This is a genomic window from Actinomycetospora flava, assembly GCF_037400335.1.
In the GTDB taxonomy this organism is placed as follows: domain Bacteria; phylum Actinomycetota; class Actinomycetes; order Mycobacteriales; family Pseudonocardiaceae; genus Actinomycetospora; species Actinomycetospora flava.
Genome location: NZ_JBBEGM010000002.1, coordinates 126,378 through 146,409, shown reverse-complemented (window position 1 = coordinate 146,409; position 20,032 = coordinate 126,378). Strand labels below are relative to the sequence as shown.

25 protein-coding genes are annotated in these 20,032 nt (G+C 75.5%); 12 read left to right on the top strand and 13 right to left on the bottom strand.

Translation table 11 applies throughout. The features are described from left to right. Window positions 1-7: 7 nt before the first annotated feature. Both WCD58_RS07400 and WCD58_RS07395 read right to left on the bottom strand, forming a co-directional pair. Complete coding sequence (locus WCD58_RS07400; protein WP_337701149.1) at window positions 8-412, bottom strand: GlcG/HbpS family heme-binding protein; 405 nt, start codon at window positions 410-412, stop codon at window positions 8-10. 291 nt (window positions 413-703) lie between these two features. Continuing rightward, complete coding sequence (locus tag WCD58_RS07395) at window positions 704-1,357, bottom strand: GntR family transcriptional regulator (RefSeq protein ID WP_337701147.1); 654 nt, start codon at window positions 1,355-1,357, stop codon at window positions 704-706. 95 nt (window positions 1,358-1,452) lie between these two features. Here WCD58_RS07395 and WCD58_RS07390 point away from each other — a divergent pair, with 95 nt between their 5' ends. Next, window positions 1,453-2,910 carry a LuxR C-terminal-related transcriptional regulator gene (locus WCD58_RS07390; RefSeq protein ID WP_337701145.1) on the top strand — a complete coding sequence of 486 codons (1,458 nt, stop codon included), beginning with the start codon at window positions 1,453-1,455 and terminating at the stop codon, window positions 2,908-2,910. Window positions 2,911-2,950: 40 nt separating this feature from the next. Here the strand turns inward: WCD58_RS07390 and WCD58_RS07385 are convergent, their stop codons facing one another. Genes WCD58_RS07385 through WCD58_RS07370 form a run of 4 tightly spaced genes read right to left on the bottom strand, consistent with a single transcriptional unit; the run spans window position 2,951 to window position 7,012 of the window. Next, entirely contained in the window at window positions 2,951-3,940 is a 990-nt protein-coding gene (locus tag WCD58_RS07385; RefSeq protein WP_337701143.1) for an aldo/keto reductase, read from the bottom strand. A 10-nt stretch (window positions 3,941-3,950) separates the two neighbouring features. Next, window positions 3,951-4,976, bottom strand: a complete 1,026-nt coding sequence (locus WCD58_RS07380) for a glycosyltransferase family 9 protein (RefSeq protein ID WP_337701141.1) — start codon at window positions 4,974-4,976, stop codon at window positions 3,951-3,953. Further along, window positions 4,961-6,112, bottom strand: coding sequence for a glycosyltransferase family 4 protein (locus WCD58_RS07375; RefSeq protein WP_337701138.1), 1,152 nt, complete (start codon window positions 6,110-6,112; stop codon window positions 4,961-4,963). The genes WCD58_RS07380 and WCD58_RS07375 overlap by 16 nt, the downstream gene beginning before the upstream one ends. A gap of 9 nt (window positions 6,113-6,121) precedes the next feature. After that, window positions 6,122-7,012, bottom strand: a complete 891-nt coding sequence (locus tag WCD58_RS07370) for an MBL fold metallo-hydrolase (RefSeq protein WP_337701136.1) — start codon at window positions 7,010-7,012, stop codon at window positions 6,122-6,124. Window positions 7,013-7,051: 39 nt separating this feature from the next. Here WCD58_RS07370 and WCD58_RS07365 point away from each other — a divergent pair, with 39 nt between their 5' ends. The 3 genes from WCD58_RS07365 to WCD58_RS07355 are packed head-to-tail and all read left to right on the top strand — an operon-like array spanning window position 7,052 to window position 8,915. After that, entirely contained in the window at window positions 7,052-8,134 is a 1,083-nt protein-coding gene (locus WCD58_RS07365; protein ID WP_337701134.1) for a glycosyltransferase family 9 protein, read from the top strand. Further along, the gene (locus WCD58_RS07360; protein ID WP_337701132.1) at window positions 8,134-8,451 is read left to right on the top strand and encodes a hypothetical protein; all 318 of its coding nucleotides are present in this window, start codon (window positions 8,134-8,136) and stop codon (window positions 8,449-8,451) included. Before WCD58_RS07365 ends, WCD58_RS07360 begins: the two co-directional genes overlap by 1 nt. A gap of 17 nt (window positions 8,452-8,468) precedes the next feature. Next, complete coding sequence (locus tag WCD58_RS07355; protein ID WP_337701130.1) at window positions 8,469-8,915, top strand: DUF2267 domain-containing protein; 447 nt, start codon at window positions 8,469-8,471, stop codon at window positions 8,913-8,915. A gap of 58 nt (window positions 8,916-8,973) precedes the next feature. Here WCD58_RS07355 and WCD58_RS07350 read toward each other — a convergent pair whose 3' ends face one another. Further along, entirely contained in the window at window positions 8,974-10,362 is a 1,389-nt protein-coding gene (locus WCD58_RS07350; RefSeq protein ID WP_337701128.1) for an aldehyde dehydrogenase family protein, read from the bottom strand. Window positions 10,363-10,433: 71 nt separating this feature from the next. Between WCD58_RS07350 and WCD58_RS07345 the strand changes: the two genes are divergently transcribed. Beyond that, window positions 10,434-11,180, top strand: coding sequence for an SDR family oxidoreductase (locus WCD58_RS07345; RefSeq protein ID WP_337701126.1), 747 nt, complete (start codon window positions 10,434-10,436; stop codon window positions 11,178-11,180). A gap of 30 nt (window positions 11,181-11,210) precedes the next feature. Then, window positions 11,211-11,957: an SDR family oxidoreductase gene (locus WCD58_RS07340; protein ID WP_337701124.1), complete on the top strand. Its 747-nt coding sequence runs from the start codon at window positions 11,211-11,213 to the stop codon at window positions 11,955-11,957. A gap of 4 nt (window positions 11,958-11,961) precedes the next feature. On the opposite strand, the gene WCD58_RS07335 is transcribed toward WCD58_RS07340, so the two are convergent. The 4 genes from WCD58_RS07335 to WCD58_RS07320 are packed head-to-tail and all read right to left on the bottom strand — an operon-like array spanning window position 11,962 to window position 14,552. Further along, window positions 11,962-12,654, bottom strand: coding sequence for a CPBP family intramembrane glutamic endopeptidase (locus tag WCD58_RS07335; protein ID WP_337701122.1), 693 nt, complete (start codon window positions 12,652-12,654; stop codon window positions 11,962-11,964). Further along, window positions 12,647-13,051 carry a ChaB family protein gene (locus WCD58_RS07330; RefSeq protein ID WP_337702008.1) on the bottom strand — a complete coding sequence of 135 codons (405 nt, stop codon included), beginning with the start codon at window positions 13,049-13,051 and terminating at the stop codon, window positions 12,647-12,649. Before WCD58_RS07330 ends, WCD58_RS07335 begins: the two co-directional genes overlap by 8 nt. A gap of 17 nt (window positions 13,052-13,068) precedes the next feature. Next, the gene (locus WCD58_RS07325; protein WP_337701120.1) at window positions 13,069-13,848 is read right to left on the bottom strand and encodes an HAD-IIA family hydrolase; all 780 of its coding nucleotides are present in this window, start codon (window positions 13,846-13,848) and stop codon (window positions 13,069-13,071) included. Then, window positions 13,845-14,552 carry a dienelactone hydrolase family protein gene (locus WCD58_RS07320; RefSeq protein ID WP_337701118.1) on the bottom strand — a complete coding sequence of 236 codons (708 nt, stop codon included), beginning with the start codon at window positions 14,550-14,552 and terminating at the stop codon, window positions 13,845-13,847. The genes WCD58_RS07325 and WCD58_RS07320 overlap by 4 nt, the downstream gene beginning before the upstream one ends. Window positions 14,553-14,636: 84 nt before the next feature. Here WCD58_RS07320 and WCD58_RS07315 point away from each other — a divergent pair, with 84 nt between their 5' ends. From WCD58_RS07315 to WCD58_RS07295, 5 genes are all read left to right on the top strand, one after another. After that, entirely contained in the window at window positions 14,637-15,416 is a 780-nt protein-coding gene (locus WCD58_RS07315) for an enoyl-CoA hydratase/isomerase family protein (RefSeq protein ID WP_337701117.1), read from the top strand. 70 nt (window positions 15,417-15,486) lie between these two features. Continuing rightward, entirely contained in the window at window positions 15,487-15,903 is a 417-nt protein-coding gene (locus WCD58_RS07310) for an organic hydroperoxide resistance protein (RefSeq protein WP_337701115.1), read from the top strand. 4 nt (window positions 15,904-15,907) lie between these two features. After that, on the top strand, window positions 15,908-16,876 hold the full coding sequence (locus tag WCD58_RS07305) for an alpha/beta hydrolase (RefSeq protein WP_337701113.1): 969 nt from the start codon (window positions 15,908-15,910) through the stop codon (window positions 16,874-16,876). A gap of 75 nt (window positions 16,877-16,951) precedes the next feature. Then, complete coding sequence (locus WCD58_RS07300) at window positions 16,952-17,611, top strand: hypothetical protein (protein WP_337701110.1); 660 nt, start codon at window positions 16,952-16,954, stop codon at window positions 17,609-17,611. Continuing rightward, window positions 17,524-18,123 carry a copper resistance CopC family protein gene (locus WCD58_RS07295; protein ID WP_337701108.1) on the top strand — a complete coding sequence of 200 codons (600 nt, stop codon included), beginning with the start codon at window positions 17,524-17,526 and terminating at the stop codon, window positions 18,121-18,123. The genes WCD58_RS07300 and WCD58_RS07295 overlap by 88 nt, the downstream gene beginning before the upstream one ends. Before the next feature lie 109 nt (window positions 18,124-18,232). Here WCD58_RS07295 and WCD58_RS07290 read toward each other — a convergent pair whose 3' ends face one another. Together WCD58_RS07290 and WCD58_RS07285 are read right to left on the bottom strand one after the other, a co-directional pair. Continuing rightward, window positions 18,233-18,673 carry a L,D-transpeptidase gene (locus tag WCD58_RS07290; RefSeq protein ID WP_337701105.1) on the bottom strand — a complete coding sequence of 147 codons (441 nt, stop codon included), beginning with the start codon at window positions 18,671-18,673 and terminating at the stop codon, window positions 18,233-18,235. Between the two features lie 249 nt (window positions 18,674-18,922). Then, complete coding sequence (locus WCD58_RS07285; RefSeq protein WP_337702006.1) at window positions 18,923-19,447, bottom strand: O-acetyl-ADP-ribose deacetylase; 525 nt, start codon at window positions 19,445-19,447, stop codon at window positions 18,923-18,925. Between the two features lie 57 nt (window positions 19,448-19,504). Here WCD58_RS07285 and WCD58_RS07280 point away from each other — a divergent pair, with 57 nt between their 5' ends. Next, on the top strand, window positions 19,505-19,954 hold the full coding sequence (locus WCD58_RS07280) for an SRPBCC family protein (RefSeq protein ID WP_337701103.1): 450 nt from the start codon (window positions 19,505-19,507) through the stop codon (window positions 19,952-19,954). The last annotated feature ends 78 nt before the right edge of the window (window positions 19,955-20,032 follow it).

The window sequence follows — 20,032 nt, the reverse complement described above, 5'->3', positions numbered from 1 at the left end:
GGAGAGCTCAGGCCTTGATCGCGGCGGCCGCGGCCTCGGCGACCTGCACGTCCTGCGCGGCGGAACCGGCGCTGACGCCGACGGCGCCCACCAGCTCGCCGTCGCGGTGCACGGGGACGCCCCCGCCGAACACGACCATGCCGCCGGCGGTCTGCTCGAGGCCGTAGAGCTCGGCGCCCGGCTGGACCAGCTCCATGAGGGCCGCCGTCGGGGCCTCCATGAGGATCGACGTGTTCGCCTTGCGCTGGGCGATGTCGATGCTCGCCCGGATGGCGCCGTCCTGGCGGGCGAAGGCGACCAGGTGGCCGCCGGCGTCGACGATCGCGACGTTCATCGGCTGGCCGATCTTGTCGGCCTCGGCGAGCCCGGCGTCGAGCATCCGACGGGCGTCGGCGAGGGTCAGTCCGGGCATGCGGGAACCTCCGACCGGTTCGGGGCAGGGAGTGGTCGCCCCGCGCCCGACCGGTCGGGGTGCGGACCGGTCGGGCGGGGCGGTCGGGCACACAGCCCGGCGACGCAGGACGCTAGGTACCCCGAACGGCCGTGACCACGGGGACTGTCCCCACCCTCGGTCCTGGGGGATCTCCCCTACGCCGACGAGCCGCCCCGCGAACGGCCCAACCTCGTGTCAGCGACGTGGCGCCGCTGACGCCCAGTGTCCGTAACGCCACGCGCTCGCACAGAGGCGTGCCGTCTCATCGGGTCAGCGCCCCAACACGGAGACGCGCGTGGCGTCCAGGTGCACCCGCAGCCGGATGCGCGCCTCGTCCGCGTCGCCCACGCCGAGCGCGTCGACGATCGCCTCGTGCTGGGCGAGGATCGCCCGCGGGCGTGTCGGCCCCTTCTCGAGCGAGCCGAGGTTCATCCGCAGCTGGCGGTCGCGCAGGGAGGCGTAGAGCTCGAGCAGGATCGGGTTGTGCGCGCTCTCGACGAGCGTGATGTGGAAGCGGCGGTCGGCCTCGGCGAACGCCTGCTCGTCCTCGGCGGCGAGCGCGGCGCGCTGGATGTCGAGCACCGCGTGCAGGGCGCCGCCCACGACGGCGCGGTCCTCCTCGGGCGCCGCGCACAGCTTCGTCAGCGCGTGGCCCTCGACCAGCTCCCGCGCCTCGAGAACGGCCTCCACCTCACTGGGCGACACCGCGACGACGAGTGCGCCGCGCTTGGGGAACAGTCGGAGCAGCCCCTCGGCCTCCAGGCGGAGGAACGCCTCGCGCACCGGGGTGCGGCTCATCGCGAGGGTGTCCGCGACCTGCCCCTCGGTGATCAGGTCACCGCCGGGCAGCGAGCCGTCCAGGATGCGGGCCTTGGTGTCGCGGTACGCGCGCTCTTTCGCGGACAGGCCGCTGATCCCCGTCACCGCACCGCCCTTGCCGTCGAGTCCGCGTGACCCTACTCTCACCAGATCGATGCATCTTGTATGCATCATGTGTCCGACGTCGAGGAGGACCGCACGTGACCGCAGTGGCAGCGTGGAACGCGCTCCCGGTGATGCCGGGGGCCGCTGCGCCGCCTCGGTCCGTCCTGTCCCGCACGACGGAGACCGACCCCCTGCGGCGCCGCCTCGCCGACCACCTCGGCACCCTCACCGGCGGCGTCGGCTGGGTGGTGCGCGTCGACCAGGCCGCCGGGTCCTGGGCGGTCGCCGCGGGCGACGGCACGGTGCCCGACGACGTCGTCGCCCGGCTGCTCCGCACCGGCGACCCGGTGCTCGACGGGTCCGTCCTCGCCGTGCCCGTGCGCCGCGGGCCCCGGATCGTCGGCGCGTGCGTCGCCACCGCGGGGCGCGAGGGCGGCTTCTCGGACGCCGACGTGCACCTCGCCGAGCTGTTCGCCGACTACGCCGCCCTGACCCTCGCCGACAGCGGCGTCCTCGCCGGCCGCACCCTCGAGCAGGCCGTGCGCCAGGAGCTGGACTGGGTCGAGGCCTACGCGCCCACCCGGGCCGACCTCGTCACCGTCGGCGCCGGCAGCATCCCCGGCGAGATCGCCGACGAGGTCTTCCGGATGACCCAGGAGGCCCTGCTCAACGCCGCGGTGCACGCCGGCGCGGAGTGCGTGCGCGTCGGCGTGGTGCACGGCCCCGGGACGCTCACCGTGCTCGTCGAGGACGACGGCTGCGGGTTCGACACCGCCGCCAACGCCCAGCGGCAGGGCGCCACCGCCGGCGCGCGCCTCGGGCTGCGCGCCATGGCCGCCCGCGCGCGGCGTCTCGACGGCGAGCTCGAGATCGACAGCGCGCCCGGCCGCGGCACCCGGTTGCGCCTCACGCTGCCCTGCTCGTCCGCGCCCCCGCCGGTGCCCGGCCGCACGCGCACCGGGGTGCTCGTCGCCGCGGTGCGCCCGGTGGTGCGGGCCGGCGTCGTGCGCCTGCTGCAGCTCGGCGCGCCCGGGCTCGGGATGGTCTCGGAGGTCGACGGCGCCGACGACCTCGTCGGCACCTGCCGCCTGCTGGGTCCTGACGTGCTGGTCGTCGAGCACGGGCTGCTCGGCGACGACCTGCTGGTCATGCTCGAGCGCCTCGCCGCGCTGCCCGACCCGCCGGCCGTCGTCCTGCTGGCCGGCGACTGCCCCGACGACCGGCTCCGGGCCGCCGTCGGCGCGGGCGTGAAGGGCTGCGTCGACCCAGACGCCGACGACACCCGCCTCGTCGCCGTCGTCAGCGCCGCCGGCCGCGGCGAGACGCTGCTCGCCGACGACCAGCTCGAACGCCTCGCCGCGCCGTCGCGCACCGTGGGGGCGTCGACGATCACCCCGCGCGAGCGCGAGGTCCGCACGCTCGTCGCGCAGGGGTTCACCGACCGCCAGATCGCCCGCGCGCTGGCGATCTCGGCCAAGACCGTCGAGAAGCACGTCGGCTCGCTGCTGCGCAAGACGGGCACGCGCAACCGGACGATGCTGGCGCAGCTCTGACCCGTTGCAGGCTGCTTCTCCGCGCGCGACCTCCCCGTTTCTAGCGGCTGCCGATCTGCGCCCGGGCGATGCCCGCGAGCGCCGCGATCCCCGACACCGGCCGGAACGACTCCGCGGCCGCGGTGAGCGCGGTGTACTCGTCGTCGGCGAGGGTGATCTCGGCGGCCGCGCAGTTGCTCTCGAGCTGGGCGACGCTGGACGCGCCGGGGATGGCGACGACCACGGGGTGGTGGATCGTCCAGGCCAGCGCGATCTGCGAGGGCGTCGCGTCGTGGGCGTCGGCCACCGCGCGCAGGGTCTCGATGAGCGGGGTGATCCGGCGCAGGCTCTCCGGCAGGAACGCCGGGCGCAGAGAGCGGACGACGTTCTCCGGGCGGTGGTCGGCGTCGTACTTGCCCGAGAGCAGGCCCTGGGCCAGCGGGCTGTAGGCGAGGATGCCGCGACCGGCGGTCCGGGCGTAGGGCAGCAGGTCGGCGTCGGGCCGGCGGGCGACGAGGCTGTACTCGACCTGGTTGGAGATCACCTGCGTGCCGAGCGCGGTCTCGGCGCCCTGCCAGCGGTCGAGCCCGTAGTTGCTGACGCCGACCTCGTCGACGACACCGGCGGCCTGCAGCGTCCGCATGCCGGCCATGGTCGTGCCGTCGCCGATCACCGGGTTCGGCTGGTGCACCTGGTACAGGTCGATCTTTCGGCGCAGCCGGGCCGCGCTCGACGTCCCGCGCTGCACGACGACCTGGTCGACCGGCAGCACCGGGAAGATCTTGGTGGCGACGACCGTGGTCTGCGGGTCCGCGTCGGCGCGGTCGAGGGCCTCGCCGAGGATGCGCTCGCTGCGCCCGAAGCCGTAGGCCTCCGCGGTGTCGAACACCGTGACGCCGAGCTCGAGGGCGCGGGCGACGATCCGGGACGCCTCGCTGTCGGGACCCTGCGCGTAGTCGGCGCCGTAGCCCCACTCGCGGGAACCGAACTGCCAGGTGCCCAGGCCGATCGCGGACCACTTCTTGGCCGTCGGGAGGTCGAGGTAGCGCATGCCCTCGTTTCTACCCGCCGGTACGGACGATGTGCTCCCGCACCCGGTCCACCGGCAGGTCGAGCAGGCAGGCGGGCTCGGTCGCGAGCGGGCACCGCGCCTCCCACCAGCAGACCTGCTCGGTGATCGCGGTCGGCTCGCGGTACGGACACTCGGGCAGGCCCTGCAGGTTGGTGCCCTCCTCGAGGCCGTAGCGCGAGGCGGCGGTCGGGCCGAACAGGGCGACGGTGCGCGCGCCCACCGCGGCGGCCAGACGCACCGGGCCGGTGTCGGGTCCGACGACGACGCCGCCGGCCTCGCCGACCGCCGCGAACCGGGCGGCGAGGCCGCGCAGGTCGGTCGGCGGCAGCTCGGTGGCGCCGTCGACCGGACCGACCGAGAGCACCGGGCCGGGCAGGCTCGCGGCGAGCGCCGCCCAGCGGCGGGCCGGCCAGCGCTTGACCTCCATGCCGGCGTCGGGGACGAGGACGGTCGGCGAACGGCCCAGTGCGCCCGGGTCCGGCGTCGGCGTGTCGCGCGAGCGAGCGTGTGGCGTTTCGGACGTTGAGTGTCTGCGGTGCCACGCCGCTGACAGGAGGGCACGGCGACCGGCCGCATGTTCGTCGTCCGTGAGCACCACGCGGGGCGGCCGGACGCGGTCGGCGATGACGCCCTCGGCGGCGAGGATGCGCTGGTAGCGCTCGCCCACCAGTTCGTCCGCCGGCGGTCGCCGCCAGAGGTTCGCGACGGCCCGGGTCCCGCGCCGGCGGGCGTCGGACTCCACGAGGTCGCCGATGCCGTCGAAGCGTGTCGTGGTGACGGTCAGGTCGGGCGCCAGGTCGGCGAGCGCCTGCTCGGCGGCGGCGCGCTCGTCGTGCTTCTCGGCGGTGCGCACCGCGGTGACCGCGGGGTCGTGGGCGAGCAGCGGCGCGCCGGGGGCGTGGGTGAGCACGGTGAGCTCGGCGCCCGGGTGCGCCTCGGCGAGCGCGTGGACGCCGGGCAGCACCATGATCAGGTCGCCGAGACCGCCCAGCAGGTCGATCACGAGGATGCGCATCGGAGCACCTCGTCGTAGGTCGCGACGTGCGCGGCGGCGAGCGCGTCCCAGTCGTGGCCCCGCACCAGCGCGTGCCCGCCGACCGCGACGCGGCCCCGCAGGTCACCGTCGTCCAGGAGCCGGCGCAGCCCCTCGACGAGCACCTCGACGTCGCGCACCTCCGGGGCGACGACGACCGTCTCGCCGTCGACGAGGTCGGGGTCGGCGGGCGCGTCGGCGCGCCGCGTGATCAGGGTCGGCAGCCCGTGGTCGAGCGCCGCGAGCAGGGCACCGCTCTTCAGCGTCGCGCCGGCGGTGAAGGGGAACGCCGCGATGTCGGCGGCCTGCAGCGCCGCGGAGACCTCGCCGGCGGGGCGGTGGCCGGTGATCGTCACCCGGTCCTGCGCGCCCGCCCCGGCGATGTGCCCGGTCAGCTCCCCGCGGAACGCCTCCGCCTCGTCTTCCGGCAGCGCCAGCGACGTGAACCCGCCGAGCACGAGCAGGTGCAGCGCCGGGTGCTCGGCCGCCAGGCGCGCCACGGCGTCGACGAGGTAGCGCAGCCCCTTCACCGGGTGCACGAAGCCGAAGAACACCACCAGCTCCGCGTCCGCGGGCACGCCCAGTGCGCGGCGGGTCGTCGCGCGGTCGGGCGCGGCGGGGTCGACCTCGACGTTCGGCAGCAGCGGCGCCCGCTGCGCCTCGACCCCGCAGCGCTCCCGCAGCGTCGCGGCGTGCTCGCCGTTGGTGGTCAGCACCGCGGCGCTGCGCGGGACGAGCCGGCCGGTCTCGCGGTCGGCGAGGCGGCGCCGTTCCAGGAACGACCACACCGCGTCCGGCACCCGCGGGGCGAGCGACCACCACCCGTACTCGTGCACGGTCGTCACCAGCGGCATCCCGGCGAGGTCGCCGAGCAGCCCCGGCGCGCCGGAGAAGCCGAACGCCGACGGGGCGAACTGCACGTGCGCGAGGTCGGCACGGCTCCCCCGCAGGTAGCGCGCCGCGCGCAGCAGGCCGAGCGGACCGGGGTCGACGGGGACGTCGACGACGTCGACGCCCTGGCGGTCGAGCGCGTCGGCGAGGTGCAGCGTGTAGTCGGCGACCCCGTCGTGGGCGGGGTCGGCGCGCCCGTGCACGAGCGCGACGCGGAGGCGTGTCACCGGGCGCCCTTACCCGATCCGCTGCTCCCCGGAACGGCCCGCCACCGGCACGTAGATCGAACAGGCGTCGAAGACCGCCTCGCGCACGGGGTCCTCGTCGCAGTCGCGCGCCGGGCGCAGCACGGCGTCGCCGGCCCGCAGGCGGGCGAAGGCGTCGGCGACCTCCCGCAGGTACCGGCCCTCGGCGACCCCGCGGCCGAAGTGAGCCATGAGCACGAGGGCGACGTCGTCGGCGAGCTCGGCCAGGCGCGCGGTGGAGGCGGCGAACGCGGCGAGGTCGGACTCCGGCGCCTGCGCGTAGACCGGGCCGGTGTTGATCGTGTCGCCGGCGACCAGCAGGCCGTCGCGCTCGTCGAGGAAGCAGACCGAGTCGGGGGTGTGGCCCGGGGTGTGCAGGACGCGCAGGGTGCGCCCGCCGAGGTCGAGCTCGTCGCCCTCGTGCAGCGGGTCGGGCTCCGGCGCGGGGCCGGGCGCCCAGGTCTCGTCGACGTCCGGCGGCAGCGGGCGCGGGTCGGAGTCGGCGGAGAGCAGGTGGAAGAACTCGTGGTCCAGCGCCCGGTAGCGCTCGGCGGCGGCGAGCATCCGGCGGGCGTGGCGCAGGTAGCGGGCGCGCTCGGCGGGGTCGGTGCCCGCGCGCAGCTCGGCGGCGCCGGCGGGGTGGATCGCCACGCGGTCGAACTCGGCGTCGCCGCCGACGTGGTCGAAGTGCGCATGGGTGTGGAGCACGTCGACCGGCAGGTCGGTCAGGCCCGCCACGACCGGGCGGATCGGGGCGATGCCGAGCCCCGTGTCGATCAGCACCGCGCGCTCGTGCCCCGCGACCAGCCACGAGTTGACGTGCCCCGGCTCGGCGATCAGCCAGACGTCACGGGCGACGGGCCGCGCGTGGAACCAGGACATGTCGCGTGAGCCTGCCAGCGCCTCCGGGTACTCGCCGCCGTGCCCGACCTGCGACACCCCGCCGCCCACCGCCCGGGCCGCGACGACCCCGATTGGCCCGCGATGCGCCGGATCCTCGTCGTGCGGCCCGACAACGTCGGCGACGTCCTCATGACCGGCCCGGTCTTCCGGGCCCTGCGCGCCGCGGCGCCCGCGGCGACCCTCGACCTGCTCGCCTCCCCGGCCGGCGCGGCCGCGGCGTCGCTGCTGCCCGAGGTCGACGGCGTCGTCACCGCGTCGGTGTCGTGGCAGCAGCTCGACCTGGTGCCGGGTGACGACCCGGACGCGGCGCTGGTCGCCGAGCTGGCCGGACGCGGCTACGACGCGGCGATCGTGCTGACGTCGTTCTCGCAGTCGCCGTGGCCGGCCGCGGAGGTCGCGCGCCGGGCCGGGGTGCCGGTGCGCGCCGGGCTGTCCAAGGAGTTCGGCGGCGGCCTGCTCACGCACTGGGTGCCGTCGCCGCCCGACGAGGAGCACCAGGTCGACCGCATGCTGGGGCTGCTCGCGGCGCTCGGGGTGCCGTCGCGGGGAGCGTCGCTGCAGGTCCGGATCCCCGACGACGCCGCGACCCCGCTGGCCGTCGTGGGCGCGCGCTACGCCGTGGTGGCGCCGGGGGCGAGCTGCCCGTCGCGGCGCTGGCCCGCGGAGCGGTTCGCCGCGGTGGTCCGGGAGCTCGCCGCGGACGGGCTGACGGTGGTGGTCAGCGGCACCGAGCGCGAGGCGGAGCTCGTCGACACCGTCGCCGGCGACGTCGGCGTGCCGCTCGCGGGCGGGCTCGGGCTCGCCGACCTCGCCTCGCTGCTCGCGGGCGCCGAGGTCGTCGTCGCCAACAACTCCGGCGGCGTGCACCTCGCCGACGCCGTCGGCGCGCCCGTCGTCGAACTGTTCGCCGGCACCGAGACCGTCGACCAGTACCGGCCCCGCTCCACCCGCGCCGAGGTGCTCACGCGGCCGGTCTCGTGCGCGCCGTGCCGGCAGCTCGAGTGCCCGTTCGGCCAGGAGTGCCTGGCGATCGGGCCCGGCGAGGTCGTCGCGGCGGCCCGGCGGCTGCGCGCGGGTGCCGGATCCGTGGTGGCGGTGTAGTGGTCGAGCACACCGACGACGGGCGCTACGTCGTCGTCGACGGGCGGCGCTGGCGGGCGACCGATCCGCTCATCCCGGAGGACGAGGCGGCGGTGCTGCGGCGCTGGCTGATGGCGGCGCGCCGGGACGTCGGGACCGCGAAGAAGCGCGGCGACGGGGAGGCGGAGGCGGCCGCGCGCTCGCGGGTGCACGCCGCGAAGACGGCGCTGGGCGAGCGGGGCACGGCGTGGTGGGAACAGAGCGAGGACGACCGGCGGGCGCGCTGGGGCGAGGGGCTGCGGCGCGCGGCGCAGGAGGGGTTTGACGGGGCCGGGTGAACGGGTGCCCACGTCCCATGACGACACCGCCGATCCAGGGTGACGAGAACCCGAACGACCCGAACCCCGCGAACTCCAGCGCGACGCTCGCCGCGTTCAGCGGCCAGGTGCAGCGGCGCCTCGGGCTCGAGACGCCGTCCGAGGCCGAGGTCCTGGTCCGCAGCACGCTCAACGAGTTCGGCAAGGTCGTGAGCAGCGGCCTCGCGCAGGAGCTGACGGTCAGCCTGCCGCCGGAGGTGTCGGCGGAGCTGCGCGCGCAGCGGCCGAAGGACGACGCGGCCCGCGCGGTGGGCAAGGACGCGTTCGTCGACGCGGTCAGCGGGGCGGTCACGTCCGTCGACGCGGACAAGGTCGAGCGTCAGGTCGAGGAGGTCCTGCGGCTGCTGCGCGAGTGGCTGCCCGAGGACCAGGTCGACCGCACCCTCGAGCAGCTCCCCGGCGACCTCGTGGCCCTCATGCGCTGACCCCCACGTGCGTGATCTTCTGCGCGATCGCTCAGAAGATCACGCACGAAGGACGGCGCTACGGCAACGGCGACCAGTGCACCACCTTCGTGGTGGTCATCTCGTCCAGGAGCTCCGGGCCGTAGCCGAAGCCGGTACCCGACGTCCCGCGCGGCTGGGCCGCACCGCCCGGCGCGCCGCCGAAGACCGCGTTGATCTTCACACTGCCGACGGGGAGCTCGCGCCAGGCCTGCTGCGCGTTGCCCATGTTCCCGGTGAGCACGGTGGCGGCGAGCCCGTGCGGGTCGTCGATCGCCTCGGCGAGGCCCTGCGCGAAGTCCTCCACGACGCGCACGCCCGCGACCGGCCCGAACGTCTCCTCGCGCAGGATCGGCATCGCCGGGGTCAGCCCGGACAGCACGGTGGCGGGGTAGAACGCTCCCTCGCCCTCGGGGACGAAGCCGCCCGCGTGCACGGTGGCGCCGTCGGCGATCGCGGCGGCGACGTGGCTGTGCACGTGCTCGCGGTGCCGGCGGTCGACCAGCGGGCCGAGCGCCTTCTCCCCCGCCGCCGACGGCCGGTACACCCAGCGCGCGGCCTCCTCGGCCAGCGCGTCGAGGAACGGCTCGGCGATCGCGGCCGCGCAGTAGATGCGCTCGACCGACACGCAGACCTGCCCGCCGTTGGCGTAGGACCCGAGCGCCGCCTGCTCCGCGGCCCACCGTGGGTCGACGTCGGCGTCGATCACGAGCGGGTCGTTGCCCCCGTTCTCGAGCAGGACGTGCGCGCCGGTGCCCGCGGCGGCCTGGCGGATGGCCTGGCCGGCGGCGATCGAGCCGACGTGGGCGACGAGGTCGACGTCGGCGTGCCCGGACAGCGCCGCGCCGGTCGGGCCGGCCCCGTCGACGACCTCGAGGACGCCGTCGGGGAGGAAGGACGCGACGAGGTCGGCGAAGCGGCGCCCGAGGTGCGGGCAGCGCTCGCTGGGCTTGTGCACGACGGTGTTGCCGGTGACGAGGGCCGCGCCGATCAGCCCCGCGGCGACGGCGACCGGGTCGTTCCACGGGGTGATCACGGCGGCGACGCCGCGGGGCTCGGGGATCATGAGGTCGGTCGCCGCCCACGACCCCTGCAGCGAGCGGCCCCGGTGCACCGGGCCCAGCTCCGCGTACTGCTCCAGCGTCCCGGCGGCCGCGAGCACCCCGCCGAGCCCGTCGTCGTAGGGCCGGCCGGTCTCGGTCTCGTTGAGCCGGGCGAGCTCCTCGGCGACGGCGCGCAGCGCGCCGGCGGCGTCCCGGACCAGGCCCGCGCGCTCGGCGGCCGGGGTGCGCGCCCAGCCGTCGCGGGCGGCGCGCGCCCGGGCGACGGCGTCGTCGACCTCCTGGGGCCCGGCGGGCCGGACCCGTCCCACGAGCTCCCCGGTGGCCGGGTCGTGGACCTCGATGTCGACGTCGATGGCTGTGCTCATGGGGGGCGGGTATCCACCTCGGGCTGCCGGGTACGCATGCTGGTGATCGACGTCGATGTGGGGGAGGACGCGTGGCGGAGACACTCGAGGGCACGACGGCGGTGGTCACCGGCGCGTCGAGCGGGATCGGCGAGGCCACGGCGCGGGCGCTGGCGGGCCGGGGCGCGCGGGTGGCGCTGCTGGCGCGGCGCCGCGACCGGCTCGACGCCCTGGCCGGCGAGCTCGGCGACCGCGCTGCGGTGTTCGAGGTCGACGTCACCGACGACGCCGCGGTCGCCGAGACCATGGCGGCCGTGGTGCGCGAGCTCGGGGGCATCGACGTGCTCGTCAACGACGCCGGCTACGGCTCCATGGTCCCCGCGCTCGAGGCCGACCTCGCCGAGTGGCGGACCATGGTCGACGTCAACGTCAACGGCGTGCTGCTCACCACCCACGCCGCGCTGCCGCACCTCGTCGAGGCCGCGCAGGGCCCGCGGGGGGTCGCGGACGTCGTCACGATCTCGTCGGTGGCCGGCCGCAAGGTCGCCTCCCCCGGCGCGGGCGTCTACGCCGCGACCAAGCACGCCGTGAACGCGTTCTCCGAGGCGCTGCGCCAGGAGCTGGCCGCCCGCCACGTGCGCGTCGGGCTGGTCGAGCCGGGCCTCGTGCGCAGCGAGATGACCGAGCACAGCGGCGCCGCCGCCGACGCCGAGGAGCACTTCGCGCTCGGTCTCATGGAGCCCGGGGACATCGCCGACGCCGTGGTCTACATGGTGACCCGCCCGCGGCGCACGGCGGTCAACGAGATGCTCGTGCGGCCGACCGAGCAGACGCGTTAGCGCCGCGCCCGGCGCGGATACGCCGTCGGGATGACGGGACGACTGGACAGCACCACCGCGATCGTGACCGGGGCGTCGAGCGGGATCGGCGCCGCCACCGCCCGTGCGCTCGCCGCCGAGGGCGCCGCCGTCGCGCTCTTCGCGCGCCGCCGCGACAGGCTCGAGGACCTCGCCCGCGAGCTGGACGGCGCGAGCGTGCACGAGGTCGACGTGTCCGACGCCGATGCCGTGCGCCGCGCGGTCGACGAGGTCGCGCAGCAGCGGGGCGGCGTCGACGTCCTGGTCAACAACGCCGGCTACGGGTCGATGGACCTCGCCCGCGACGCCGACCTCGCCGAGTGGCAGAAGATGGTCGACGTCAACCTGCACGGCGTGCTGTCCACGACCCACGCCGCGCTCGACCACCTCGCGCGCTCCGCGCGGGGCAGCCGCGGGATCGCCGACGTCGTGACCGTCTCCTCGGTCGCCGGACGCAGCGTGACCGGCCCCGGCAGCAACATCTACGCCGCCACCAAGCACGCCGTCGGCGCGTTCTCCGAGGCCCTGCGCCAGGAGCTCGCCGAGCAGCACGTGCGCGTCGGCCTCGTCGAGCCCGGCCTGGTCGACACCGAGCTGACCAACACCGGCGACGACAACAAGCCCGACGCCTCCCAGGCCTCGGAACTGGGCCTGCTCCACGCCGACGACATCGCCGACGCCGTGGTCTACGTCGTCACCCGCCCGGCCCGGGCGGCCGTCAACGAGATGCTCGTGCGCCCGACGGAGCAGGAGAACTGACCGATCAGGTCTGGCCGCCGACCGCCAGCACGAGCGCGAACGAGATCAGGTTGAACGTCGCGTGGGACGCGGCCGGCGGCCAGATGGAGCCGGTGCGCTCGTAGAGCACCGCGTTCACGACCCCGAGGACGAACGCGGCGGCGAACACGACGTTGAGCCCGTGCGCCAGCGCGAAGATCGCCGCGGTCACGATCACCGCGAACACGCGCCCGACGCGGCGCAGCACGCCGTAGCCCAGCCCGCGGAACAGCAGCTCCTCGCCGAGCGGGACCAGCAGACCGCCGACGGCGACGACGAGCGCGGCGGCGACAGGGCCGCTGAACAGCGTCAACGCCTCCTGCGGGTCCGAGCGGTCGCCCGTCACGGCGACGTAGGCGACGATCAGGAGCCGCGACGCGAGCCACACGAGGACGCCCAGGCCCACGCCGAGCGCGAGCCCGCGCAGGGTCGGGCGCACGAGCCCCACGGCCGCGGCCGAGCGCACCCGCGGAGCCAGGGCGATCGCCACGGCGCCGAACGCCGACGCCGCGGAGACGCCGACGAGCACCGGCGCGGGCGGCACGCCCTCGGACAGCAGGCCGATCGCGACGGCCAGCACGAGCTGCAGCGCGACGTAGGAGAAGGCCCCGACGACGAGCTCGATCCAGCCGAGTGTGGGCCGCGGGGCCGGGGGCGCGAGGACCGGCTGCTCAGTCACCCCGCGCCTTGCGGGTCTCCCGGTCGCTCTCCTTCTGCAGGGCGTCGACGAGCTGCTCCTTCGTCATATCGGAACGGCCCTCGACGCCGAGCTGCTGCGCCCTCTCGTAGAGGTGCTCCTTGCTGGCGTTGGCGTCCACGCCGCCGGCGCTCTGTCCGCTCGGGTTCGGGCCGCCGCTGCGCGCCTGCGAGTCCGACGGGCCCTTCTCCTCCTTCGGCTCCCAGTGGTCGCCGACCTTCTCGTGGGTGTGCTTGAGCGCCGCGTACGCGGTCCGGCTCGCCCGCTCGCCGACGCCGTAGGTCTCCTCCGCGGATTCCTTCGCCTCGGCGTAGGTCTTCCGGGCGCTCTCGGGCGAGCGCTGCAGGGTCGACGGCAGGTCCTCGAAGTCCTCGGGCATGACCAGCAGGTACCCGGTCACCCCCGCACGCCTACCTCGAGGTCGGCGACGCTCGCCACGACCTGCTGCGGGCGGTAGGGGAAGCGGTCCATCTCGGCCGGGTCCGTCACCCCCGAGAGCACCAGGATCGTGTGCAGTCCGGCCTCCATGCCCGCCACCATGTCGGTGTCCATCCGGTCGCCGATCATCGCGGTGGTCTCGGAGTGTGCGCCGATGGTGTTGAGGCCCGCCCGGATCATCAGGGGGTTGGGCTTGCCGACGTAGTACGGGTCGCGCCGCGTGGCGTGCGTGATGAGGGCGGCGACGGACCCGGCGGCGGGCAGCGTCCCCTCCGGTGACGGGCCGGTCGCGTCGGGGTTGGTGACGATGTAGCGCGCGCCGCCCTCGATGAGCCGGATCGCGCGGGTGATCGCCTCGAACGAGTAGGTGCGGGTCTCGCCGATGACGACGTAGTCGGGGTCCCGGTCGGTGAGGATGTAGCCGACGTCGTGCAGGGCGGTCGTCAGCCCGGCCTCGCCGACGACGAACGCGCTCCCGTCCGGTCGCTGGCTGTCGAGGAACTGCGCGGTCGCCAGCGCGGAGGTCCACAGGTTCTCGGCGGGGATGTCGATCCCGCTCGCGTGCAGGCGCGCCTGCAGGTCACGCGGGGTGTAGATGGAGTTGTTGGTCAGCACGAGGAACCGCTTGTCGGCCTCGCCGAGCCGGCGGATGAACTCGTCGGCTCCCGGGAGCGCGTTCTCCTCGTGGACGAGCACCCCGTCCATGTCGATGAGGTAGCTCTCCAGCGGCTCGCTCATGCCGCCTCCCCGCGCAGGTGGGTGTCGAAGAACCGCAGGATGCGGCCCCACGCGTCCTCCGCGGACTCCCGGTGCAGGCCGAGCCCGAACACCGCGAGCGGGGCGGGCATCGGCTCGAGGAAGCTGTGGTTGGCGTCCGGGTAGGTGTGCACGTCGTGCTCGACGCCGAGGGCGGTGAGCGCCGCCTCGAGGCGCTCGGGGTGCCCGCGCAGCGACGGGTCCTTGCCGCCGAAGCTCGCGACCACCGGGCAGATGCCGGCGAGCTCGCGCTCGGCGTCGTCGGGGACCCGCCCGTAGTTCGGGGCCGCGGCGGCGTAGTCGTGGCGGGCCGCGGAGATCAGCGCGAAGCCGCCGCCCTGGCAGAAGCCGATGACCCCGACCCGCCCGGTGCAGTCCTCGCGGCCGGCGAGCCAGGTGCGCGCGGCCTCGATGTCGTCGAAGACCGGGCCGGTGTTGGTGGTCATCGACTTCATCGTCGCGGCGATGCAGCGGGGTCCCCCGCCCCGCGCGGTGTACAGCGCGGGCGCCACCGACAGGTAGCCGGCGGCGGCCAGGCGCTCGGTGTGCTCGCGCAGGGTGCCGCGCAGGCCGAAGGCGTCCTGGAGGACGACGACGCCGGGGAACGGACCGTCGCCGACCGGTGGGACGGCGAGGAACGCGGACTGGTGGCTGCCCGCGGACGCGGGGATGTGCAGGTCGGGCACGGCGACCTCTCGATGATCTCGGCCGGTGCTGGCGGGCCCGAGCGTGGCAGCATCCCCGAGGCCGTGCGCGACGAGGGAGTGCTGATGAGTGAGCCCGAACGGATCCGGGTCGAGCAGGAGGCCGGGGTGTGCCGGCTGGTGTTCGCGAGCCCCGAGCGTCACAACGCCGTCGACCACGCCTTCGGACGGCAGTTCCACGCGGCGCTGACCGGTCCCGCGACCGAGGCGCGCTGCGTCGAGATCGTCGCCGAGGGCGCGAACTTCTGCGTCGGCGGCGACATCTCGGGGTTCGCCGCCGAGCCGGACCGCAGCCTCTCCGAGCTCGCCGAGGCGATTCACGTCGGGCAGCGGGCCCTGCTCGACCTCGCGGCGCCGGTCGTCGTCGGCGTCAACGGCTGGGCGGCGGGGATCGGGCTGTCGCTCGCGCTGTGCGGGGACGTCATCGTGCTCGGCGCCGGCGCGAAGCTGCGTCCCGCCTACACCGCGATCGGGCTGACCCCCGACGGCGGCATGACCGCGACGCTGACCGGGGCGGTGGGCCGGGCGCGGGCGATGGACATGTTCCTCACCAACGCCCCGATGAGCTCGGCGGAGGCGCTGGGCAGCGGGCTCGCCTCCCGGGTCGTCGGCGACGACGAGCTGCGCCTCGCGACCGACGGCATCGCCGAGCAGATCGCCGCGGGCCCGTTCGCCGCGCTCGCCGCCACCAAGCGGCTCGTGCGGCAGGCCGGCGGCGTGCTCACCGACGCCCACCTGGACGCGGAGGCCGCCAGCATCGGCGAGCGCGGGTCGTCCCCCGAGGGCCGCGAGGGCATCGCGGCGTTCCTGGAGAAGCGCCGACCCTCATGGCCTCCGGCCACGTGAGTGTTCTGGGTCGCCCCGGCGACCCAGAACACTCACGTGGGCACAGCCCATCGCGGGTACGCCCGGTCGTATGGACATCAAGTACACCGCTGAGGCCGTGTCGTCGGGCGACGCCCGCAACGGGCACGTCAAGAGCTCGGACGGCGTCATCGACCAGGCCATGACCATGCCGAACGAGCTCGGCGGGCCGGGCGGGGGCACCAACCCCGAGCAGCTGTTCGCCGCCGGGTACGCCGCCTGCTTCCACCAGGCGCTCAAGCTCGCGGGCGGGCAGTCGGACGTCGACGTCGACTCGACGACCGTCGAGGCGCGCGTCGGGATCGGGCCGGACTCCGGGAGCTTCGGGCTCCAGGTCTGGCTGACCGCGACGATCCCCGGCACCGACCAGGAGACCGCGGACCGGCTCGTCGCCCGCGCGCACGAGCTCTGCCCGTACTCGAAGGCGACCCGCGGCAACATCGACGTGGACGTGACCGCCAAGGTGTGACCCCGTGCGCCTCCCCCTCGGTCTCCGTGTCGTGGGCACGACCCGTCGCTGGCTCGGCAGGTCGGTCGCCCATCTCGATCCCGCCGACGTCCCCGCCGCCCGGGCGGCCGTGCTGCGCCTGCAGCACGGCCCGCTCGGCCGCGCGGTGATCGGCACGCCGCCGCGGGACGTGGTCGTCGAGGAGACGACGCTGCCGACCGACGCCGTGCCCGGCGGGCTCGGGGTGCGCGTGTACCGGCCGCCGTCGTGCGACGCGCCGGCGCCGGTCGTCGTCAACTTCCACGGCGGCGGCTTCGTGCAGGGCGACCTCGACCAGTCCGAGTGGTTCTGCGCCCACGTGGCGCGCGAGGCGGCGGCGGTGGTCGTCTCCGTCGACTACCGGCTCGCCCCCGAGCACCGGTTCCCCGTCGCCGCCCAGGACTGCTACGACGCCGTCGCCGCGCTCGCCGCCGACCCCGGGCGCTTCGGCATCGACCCCGCGCGGCTCGCGGTCATGGGCGACAGCGCGGGCGGCAACCTCGCGACCGTCGTGTGCCTCATGGCTCGCGACCGGCGGCGCGACGGCCTCGACGCCCCGGCGATCGCCGCGCAGGCGCTCGTCTACCCGGGCGTGGAGATGGTCGACGTGCTGCCCTCGGAACACGAGATCCCGGTCGCCCCGATCCTCTCGGCGGCCGACATCCGCGGCTTCCACGCGCTGTACCTCGGCGACGCCGACGGCCGCCACCCCTACGCCTCGCCGCTGCGCGCCGACCTGACCGGCCTGCCGCCGGCACTCGTGCAGACCGCCGACCACGACCCGCTGCGCGACCACGGCGAGCGCTACGTCATCGCGCTCGACGCCGCCGACGTGCCGGTGCGCCACACCCGCTACCTCGGCGCCGCGCACGGCTACGTCGCCACCGGCGGCCTCACCCCGCGCACCTCGCGGCAGGCGGTCGCCGAGATCACCGCCTTCCTCCGCGCCATGTGAGCACTTTCCGGGCCTATCGGCCCGGAAAGTGCTCACGTACGGGCACTCACCGCCACGGGGCTACCGTGGAGGCCCGTGACCCCCGACCGAGCGACGCCGGCGCGTGCCGTGCTGCTCGGAGGGTGTGCCGCGGTCCTCGGGGTCGCGGCGCACGGGGAGGCCGGCGGCGCGGTCTCGGCCACCCCGACCGCGCTCGCGGCGGGGCTCGGGGTCGTCGCCGCGACGGCCCTGCTCGGCGCCCGGCCGCGGTCGCTCGCGCGCCTCGCGGCCGTCCTCGCCGCCGGGCAGGTCGCGCTGCACCTGGCCATGCCGGCAGGCGCCCACGGCCACGACCACGCCGCCATGCCCGCCACGGCCCCGAACGACGCGGGCATGCTCGTCGCCCACCTCGCGGTGGCCGTGCTCGTCGCCGGCGGCATCGCCCACGCCGACCGTGCGCTCGCCCGCGCCGTCCGCCGACGCGTCGCGACCTGGACCCGCCGCCTCGCCGGGCCGACACCGACGCCGCGCCGACCACGCCTCGAGCCCCCGCAGCGTCCGCGGAGAACCATCCGGCAACGCCGCGCCGCCGTCACGCTCCACCCGCGCCGGGGACCCCCGTCGCCGCGCCCCACCGCGACGACACCCCGACACGGAAGGACCCCTCCATGCCCACATCGCGGACCCCGTCCGCCCGCACACGCCCGCTCGCCGCGCTCCTCGGCGGCCTGCTCGCTCTCGCCGTCCTCCTGCTGACGGCCGGCACGGCGAGCGCGCACGACGTCGTCACCGGCAGCGACCCCGCCGACGGCTCGACCGTCGCGACCGCGCCGACCCAGGTGTCGGTGACCTTCAGCGACGACCCGCAGGGCCAGCTCTCCACGCTCACGGTGGTCGGCCCCGACGGCGCCCACCACGAGCAGGGCCAGGCGACGACGCAGGGCAGCGTCGTCTCGGTGCCCGTCGGGCCGCTCGGCCAGGCCGGTCGCTACGAGGTCGGTTACCGGATCATCTCCAGTGACGGCCACCCGACGACCGGGTCGGTCACGTTCGACCTGACCACGCCGTCCGCGCCGGCGAGCACCGCCGCCGCCCCCGGCCCGGCCGCACCCTCGGGGCACGCCGGCCACGAGGCCGCGCCGCCGTCACCGGCCGCCGCGGCCGGTCCCGACAGCTCCGGTGGCGGCGTGCCCGCCTGGGTGTTCGTCGTGATCGCGATCGTGGTCGTCGGCGGGGCGGTCGCGCTCGTGCTGCGCCGCCGCGCCTGATCCGCCCGGCCGGGAACCGGACGGGCGAGGGGCACCCCCCTCGGATGCCCCTCGCCCGCCGCGCCCGGCCACGATCACGTCGGCCACGATCAGTCCTGGCCGGAGCTCGTCACTCGACGATCTGGACCCGGTCGTTCGGGTTGAGGTGCTCGAAGAAGCGCTTCGCGTCGTCCGGGCCGAGGCGCACGCAGCCCGCCGACTGGCGGTCGGTGCTGCCGCCGTGGAACGCGCGGCCGTTGTTGTCGAAGAACACCGCGTACGGCATCGGCGAGCCCTCGTACTCCTGGCTCACGTGGTGGCGTTCCTTGCGCTGGATGACGAAGTCCCCGGTCGGGGTCTCGTAGCCCTCGGCGCCGTGGCTGTTCTTCACGGGGCCGTAGACGACGTTGCCGTCGCCGTCGAGCAGCCAGGCCCGGTTCTCCGAGAGGTCGACGCACGCCTTGATGCGCGCGTCCGTGCACGGCGTGCCGTCGACCCCGCCGCCGCCGGCGGCCGGCGCCGCGAGCGCGACCCCGCCCAGCTGGAGCGCGCCGAGACCGATCGTGGCCACCGAGACCCCGATCCGGCCGGCGGACGCCCCGCGCTGTGCCCCCCTGCGATGCCTACCCGCCATCGGCGTCTGCCCCTCGCTCGCGTGCGCGGCTCCCACACCGCGCGATCGACCGACCCAACGAGGCAGTGACGGGCAGGTCACGCACCGTTCGGCGTGCTCAGGGGCACGTCACCCGAACCGGTTCGGAGCACAACCGCTGTGGGTCTGGGACGTCCCGCACACGGCGCGTGCCGTCAGTACGACGTCTCACCCACTCGGTTCGGCCGCCCGGACGAAGGCATCGAGGACTTGATCGCTGAAGAGGATGAACTGCGCCTCGCGCACCGCACTCTCGGTGTTCCGCACCGTCGTCACGGCGATCCGCGCCGCGTCGTCGAGCGGCCATCCGTAGACGCCGGCCGACACCGCGGGGAACGCCACGGTGCGCGCGCCGACCTCGTCGGCGACCCGCAGCGACTCCCGGTACGCGGACGCGAGGAGCTCCGAGCGGTCCTCGGACTTCGCGTACACGGGACCGACGGTGTGGATCACCCACTGCGCCGCGAGGTCGCCCGCCGTCGTCGCGACCGCCTGCCCGGTCGGCAGGCCGTCGGGCAGCGTCGTGCGCCGCAGTTCCCGACAGGCCTCGAGGATCGCCGGACCGCCCGCGCGGTGGATGGCGCCGTCGACACCCCCGCCGCCGAGGAGCCCGGAGTTCGCGGCGTTGACGACCGCGTCGACCTCGGCCTTCGTGATGTCGCCCCGGTGCAGGGTGATCTCCGTCGAGCCCATGCGGGCGGAGTACCCCGCGCGCGGGCCGGCCACGACCGCCCCTGGGACGATCGCGCCGTGAGCGACACGCGCATCTCGGTGACCGACACCCTCGACGCCCCGGTCGAGCGGGTCTTCGCCCTCCTCGCCGACCCCGACCGTCACCCCGACCTCGACGGCAGCGGCACGGTCCACGCCTCGCACACCCACCTGGCGATCATGGAGGTCGGCGACGTCTTCGTGATGGAGATGGACAACCCCGATCGCGGCCGCTACCGCGTCGAGAACCACGTGGTGCGCTACGAGTCCGACCGCGCGCTCGCCTGGGCGCCCGCCCGCCCCGGCGCGCAGCCCTCCGGGCACGTGTGGGGCTGGGAGCTCGAACCCGACGGCGACGACCGCACCGTCGTCACGCTGTACCACGACTGGGCGGACCTCACGGACCCCGAGATCCTCGCCCGCGTCCGCGAGGTCACGCCGGACGAGATGCGGCTGACCATCGGGAACCTGGCGGAGGCGCTGGCCTGACACCGGGCCGGGGTGCCGACTCTTCCGGAGACATGCTTCGGAAATCGAAGCAGTTCCGTCGGAGAGGAAGAGGCGAAG

What these genes read in the sequence shown, in the direction of transcription:
- WCD58_RS07295 (WP_337701108.1), top strand. Translation starts at nt 17,524, where the DNA reads ATGCCCACATCGCGGACCCCGTCCGCCCGCACACGCCCGCTCGCCGCG.
- WCD58_RS07285 (WP_337702006.1), bottom strand. Translation starts at nt 19,447, where the DNA reads ATGGGCTCGACGGAGATCACCCTGCACCGGGGCGACATCACGAAGGCC.
- WCD58_RS07310 (WP_337701115.1), top strand. Translation starts at nt 15,487, where the DNA reads ATGGACATCAAGTACACCGCTGAGGCCGTGTCGTCGGGCGACGCCCGC.
- WCD58_RS07350 (WP_337701128.1), bottom strand. Translation starts at nt 10,362, where the DNA reads ATGAGCACAGCCATCGACGTCGACATCGAGGTCCACGACCCGGCCACC.
- WCD58_RS07315 (WP_337701117.1), top strand. Translation starts at nt 14,637, where the DNA reads ATGAGTGAGCCCGAACGGATCCGGGTCGAGCAGGAGGCCGGGGTGTGC.
- WCD58_RS07370 (WP_337701136.1), bottom strand. Translation starts at nt 7,012, where the DNA reads ATGTCCTGGTTCCACGCGCGGCCCGTCGCCCGTGACGTCTGGCTGATC.
- WCD58_RS07355 (WP_337701130.1), top strand. Translation starts at nt 8,469, where the DNA reads ATGACGACACCGCCGATCCAGGGTGACGAGAACCCGAACGACCCGAAC.
- WCD58_RS07340 (WP_337701124.1), top strand. Translation starts at nt 11,211, where the DNA reads ATGACGGGACGACTGGACAGCACCACCGCGATCGTGACCGGGGCGTCG.
- WCD58_RS07330 (WP_337702008.1), bottom strand. Translation starts at nt 13,051, where the DNA reads ATGCCCGAGGACTTCGAGGACCTGCCGTCGACCCTGCAGCGCTCGCCC.
- WCD58_RS07400 (WP_337701149.1), bottom strand. Translation starts at nt 412, where the DNA reads ATGCCCGGACTGACCCTCGCCGACGCCCGTCGGATGCTCGACGCCGGG.
- WCD58_RS07325 (WP_337701120.1), bottom strand. Translation starts at nt 13,848, where the DNA reads ATGAGCGAGCCGCTGGAGAGCTACCTCATCGACATGGACGGGGTGCTC.
- WCD58_RS07380 (WP_337701141.1), bottom strand. Translation starts at nt 4,976, where the DNA reads ATGCGCATCCTCGTGATCGACCTGCTGGGCGGTCTCGGCGACCTGATC.
- WCD58_RS07385 (WP_337701143.1), bottom strand. Translation starts at nt 3,940, where the DNA reads ATGCGCTACCTCGACCTCCCGACGGCCAAGAAGTGGTCCGCGATCGGC.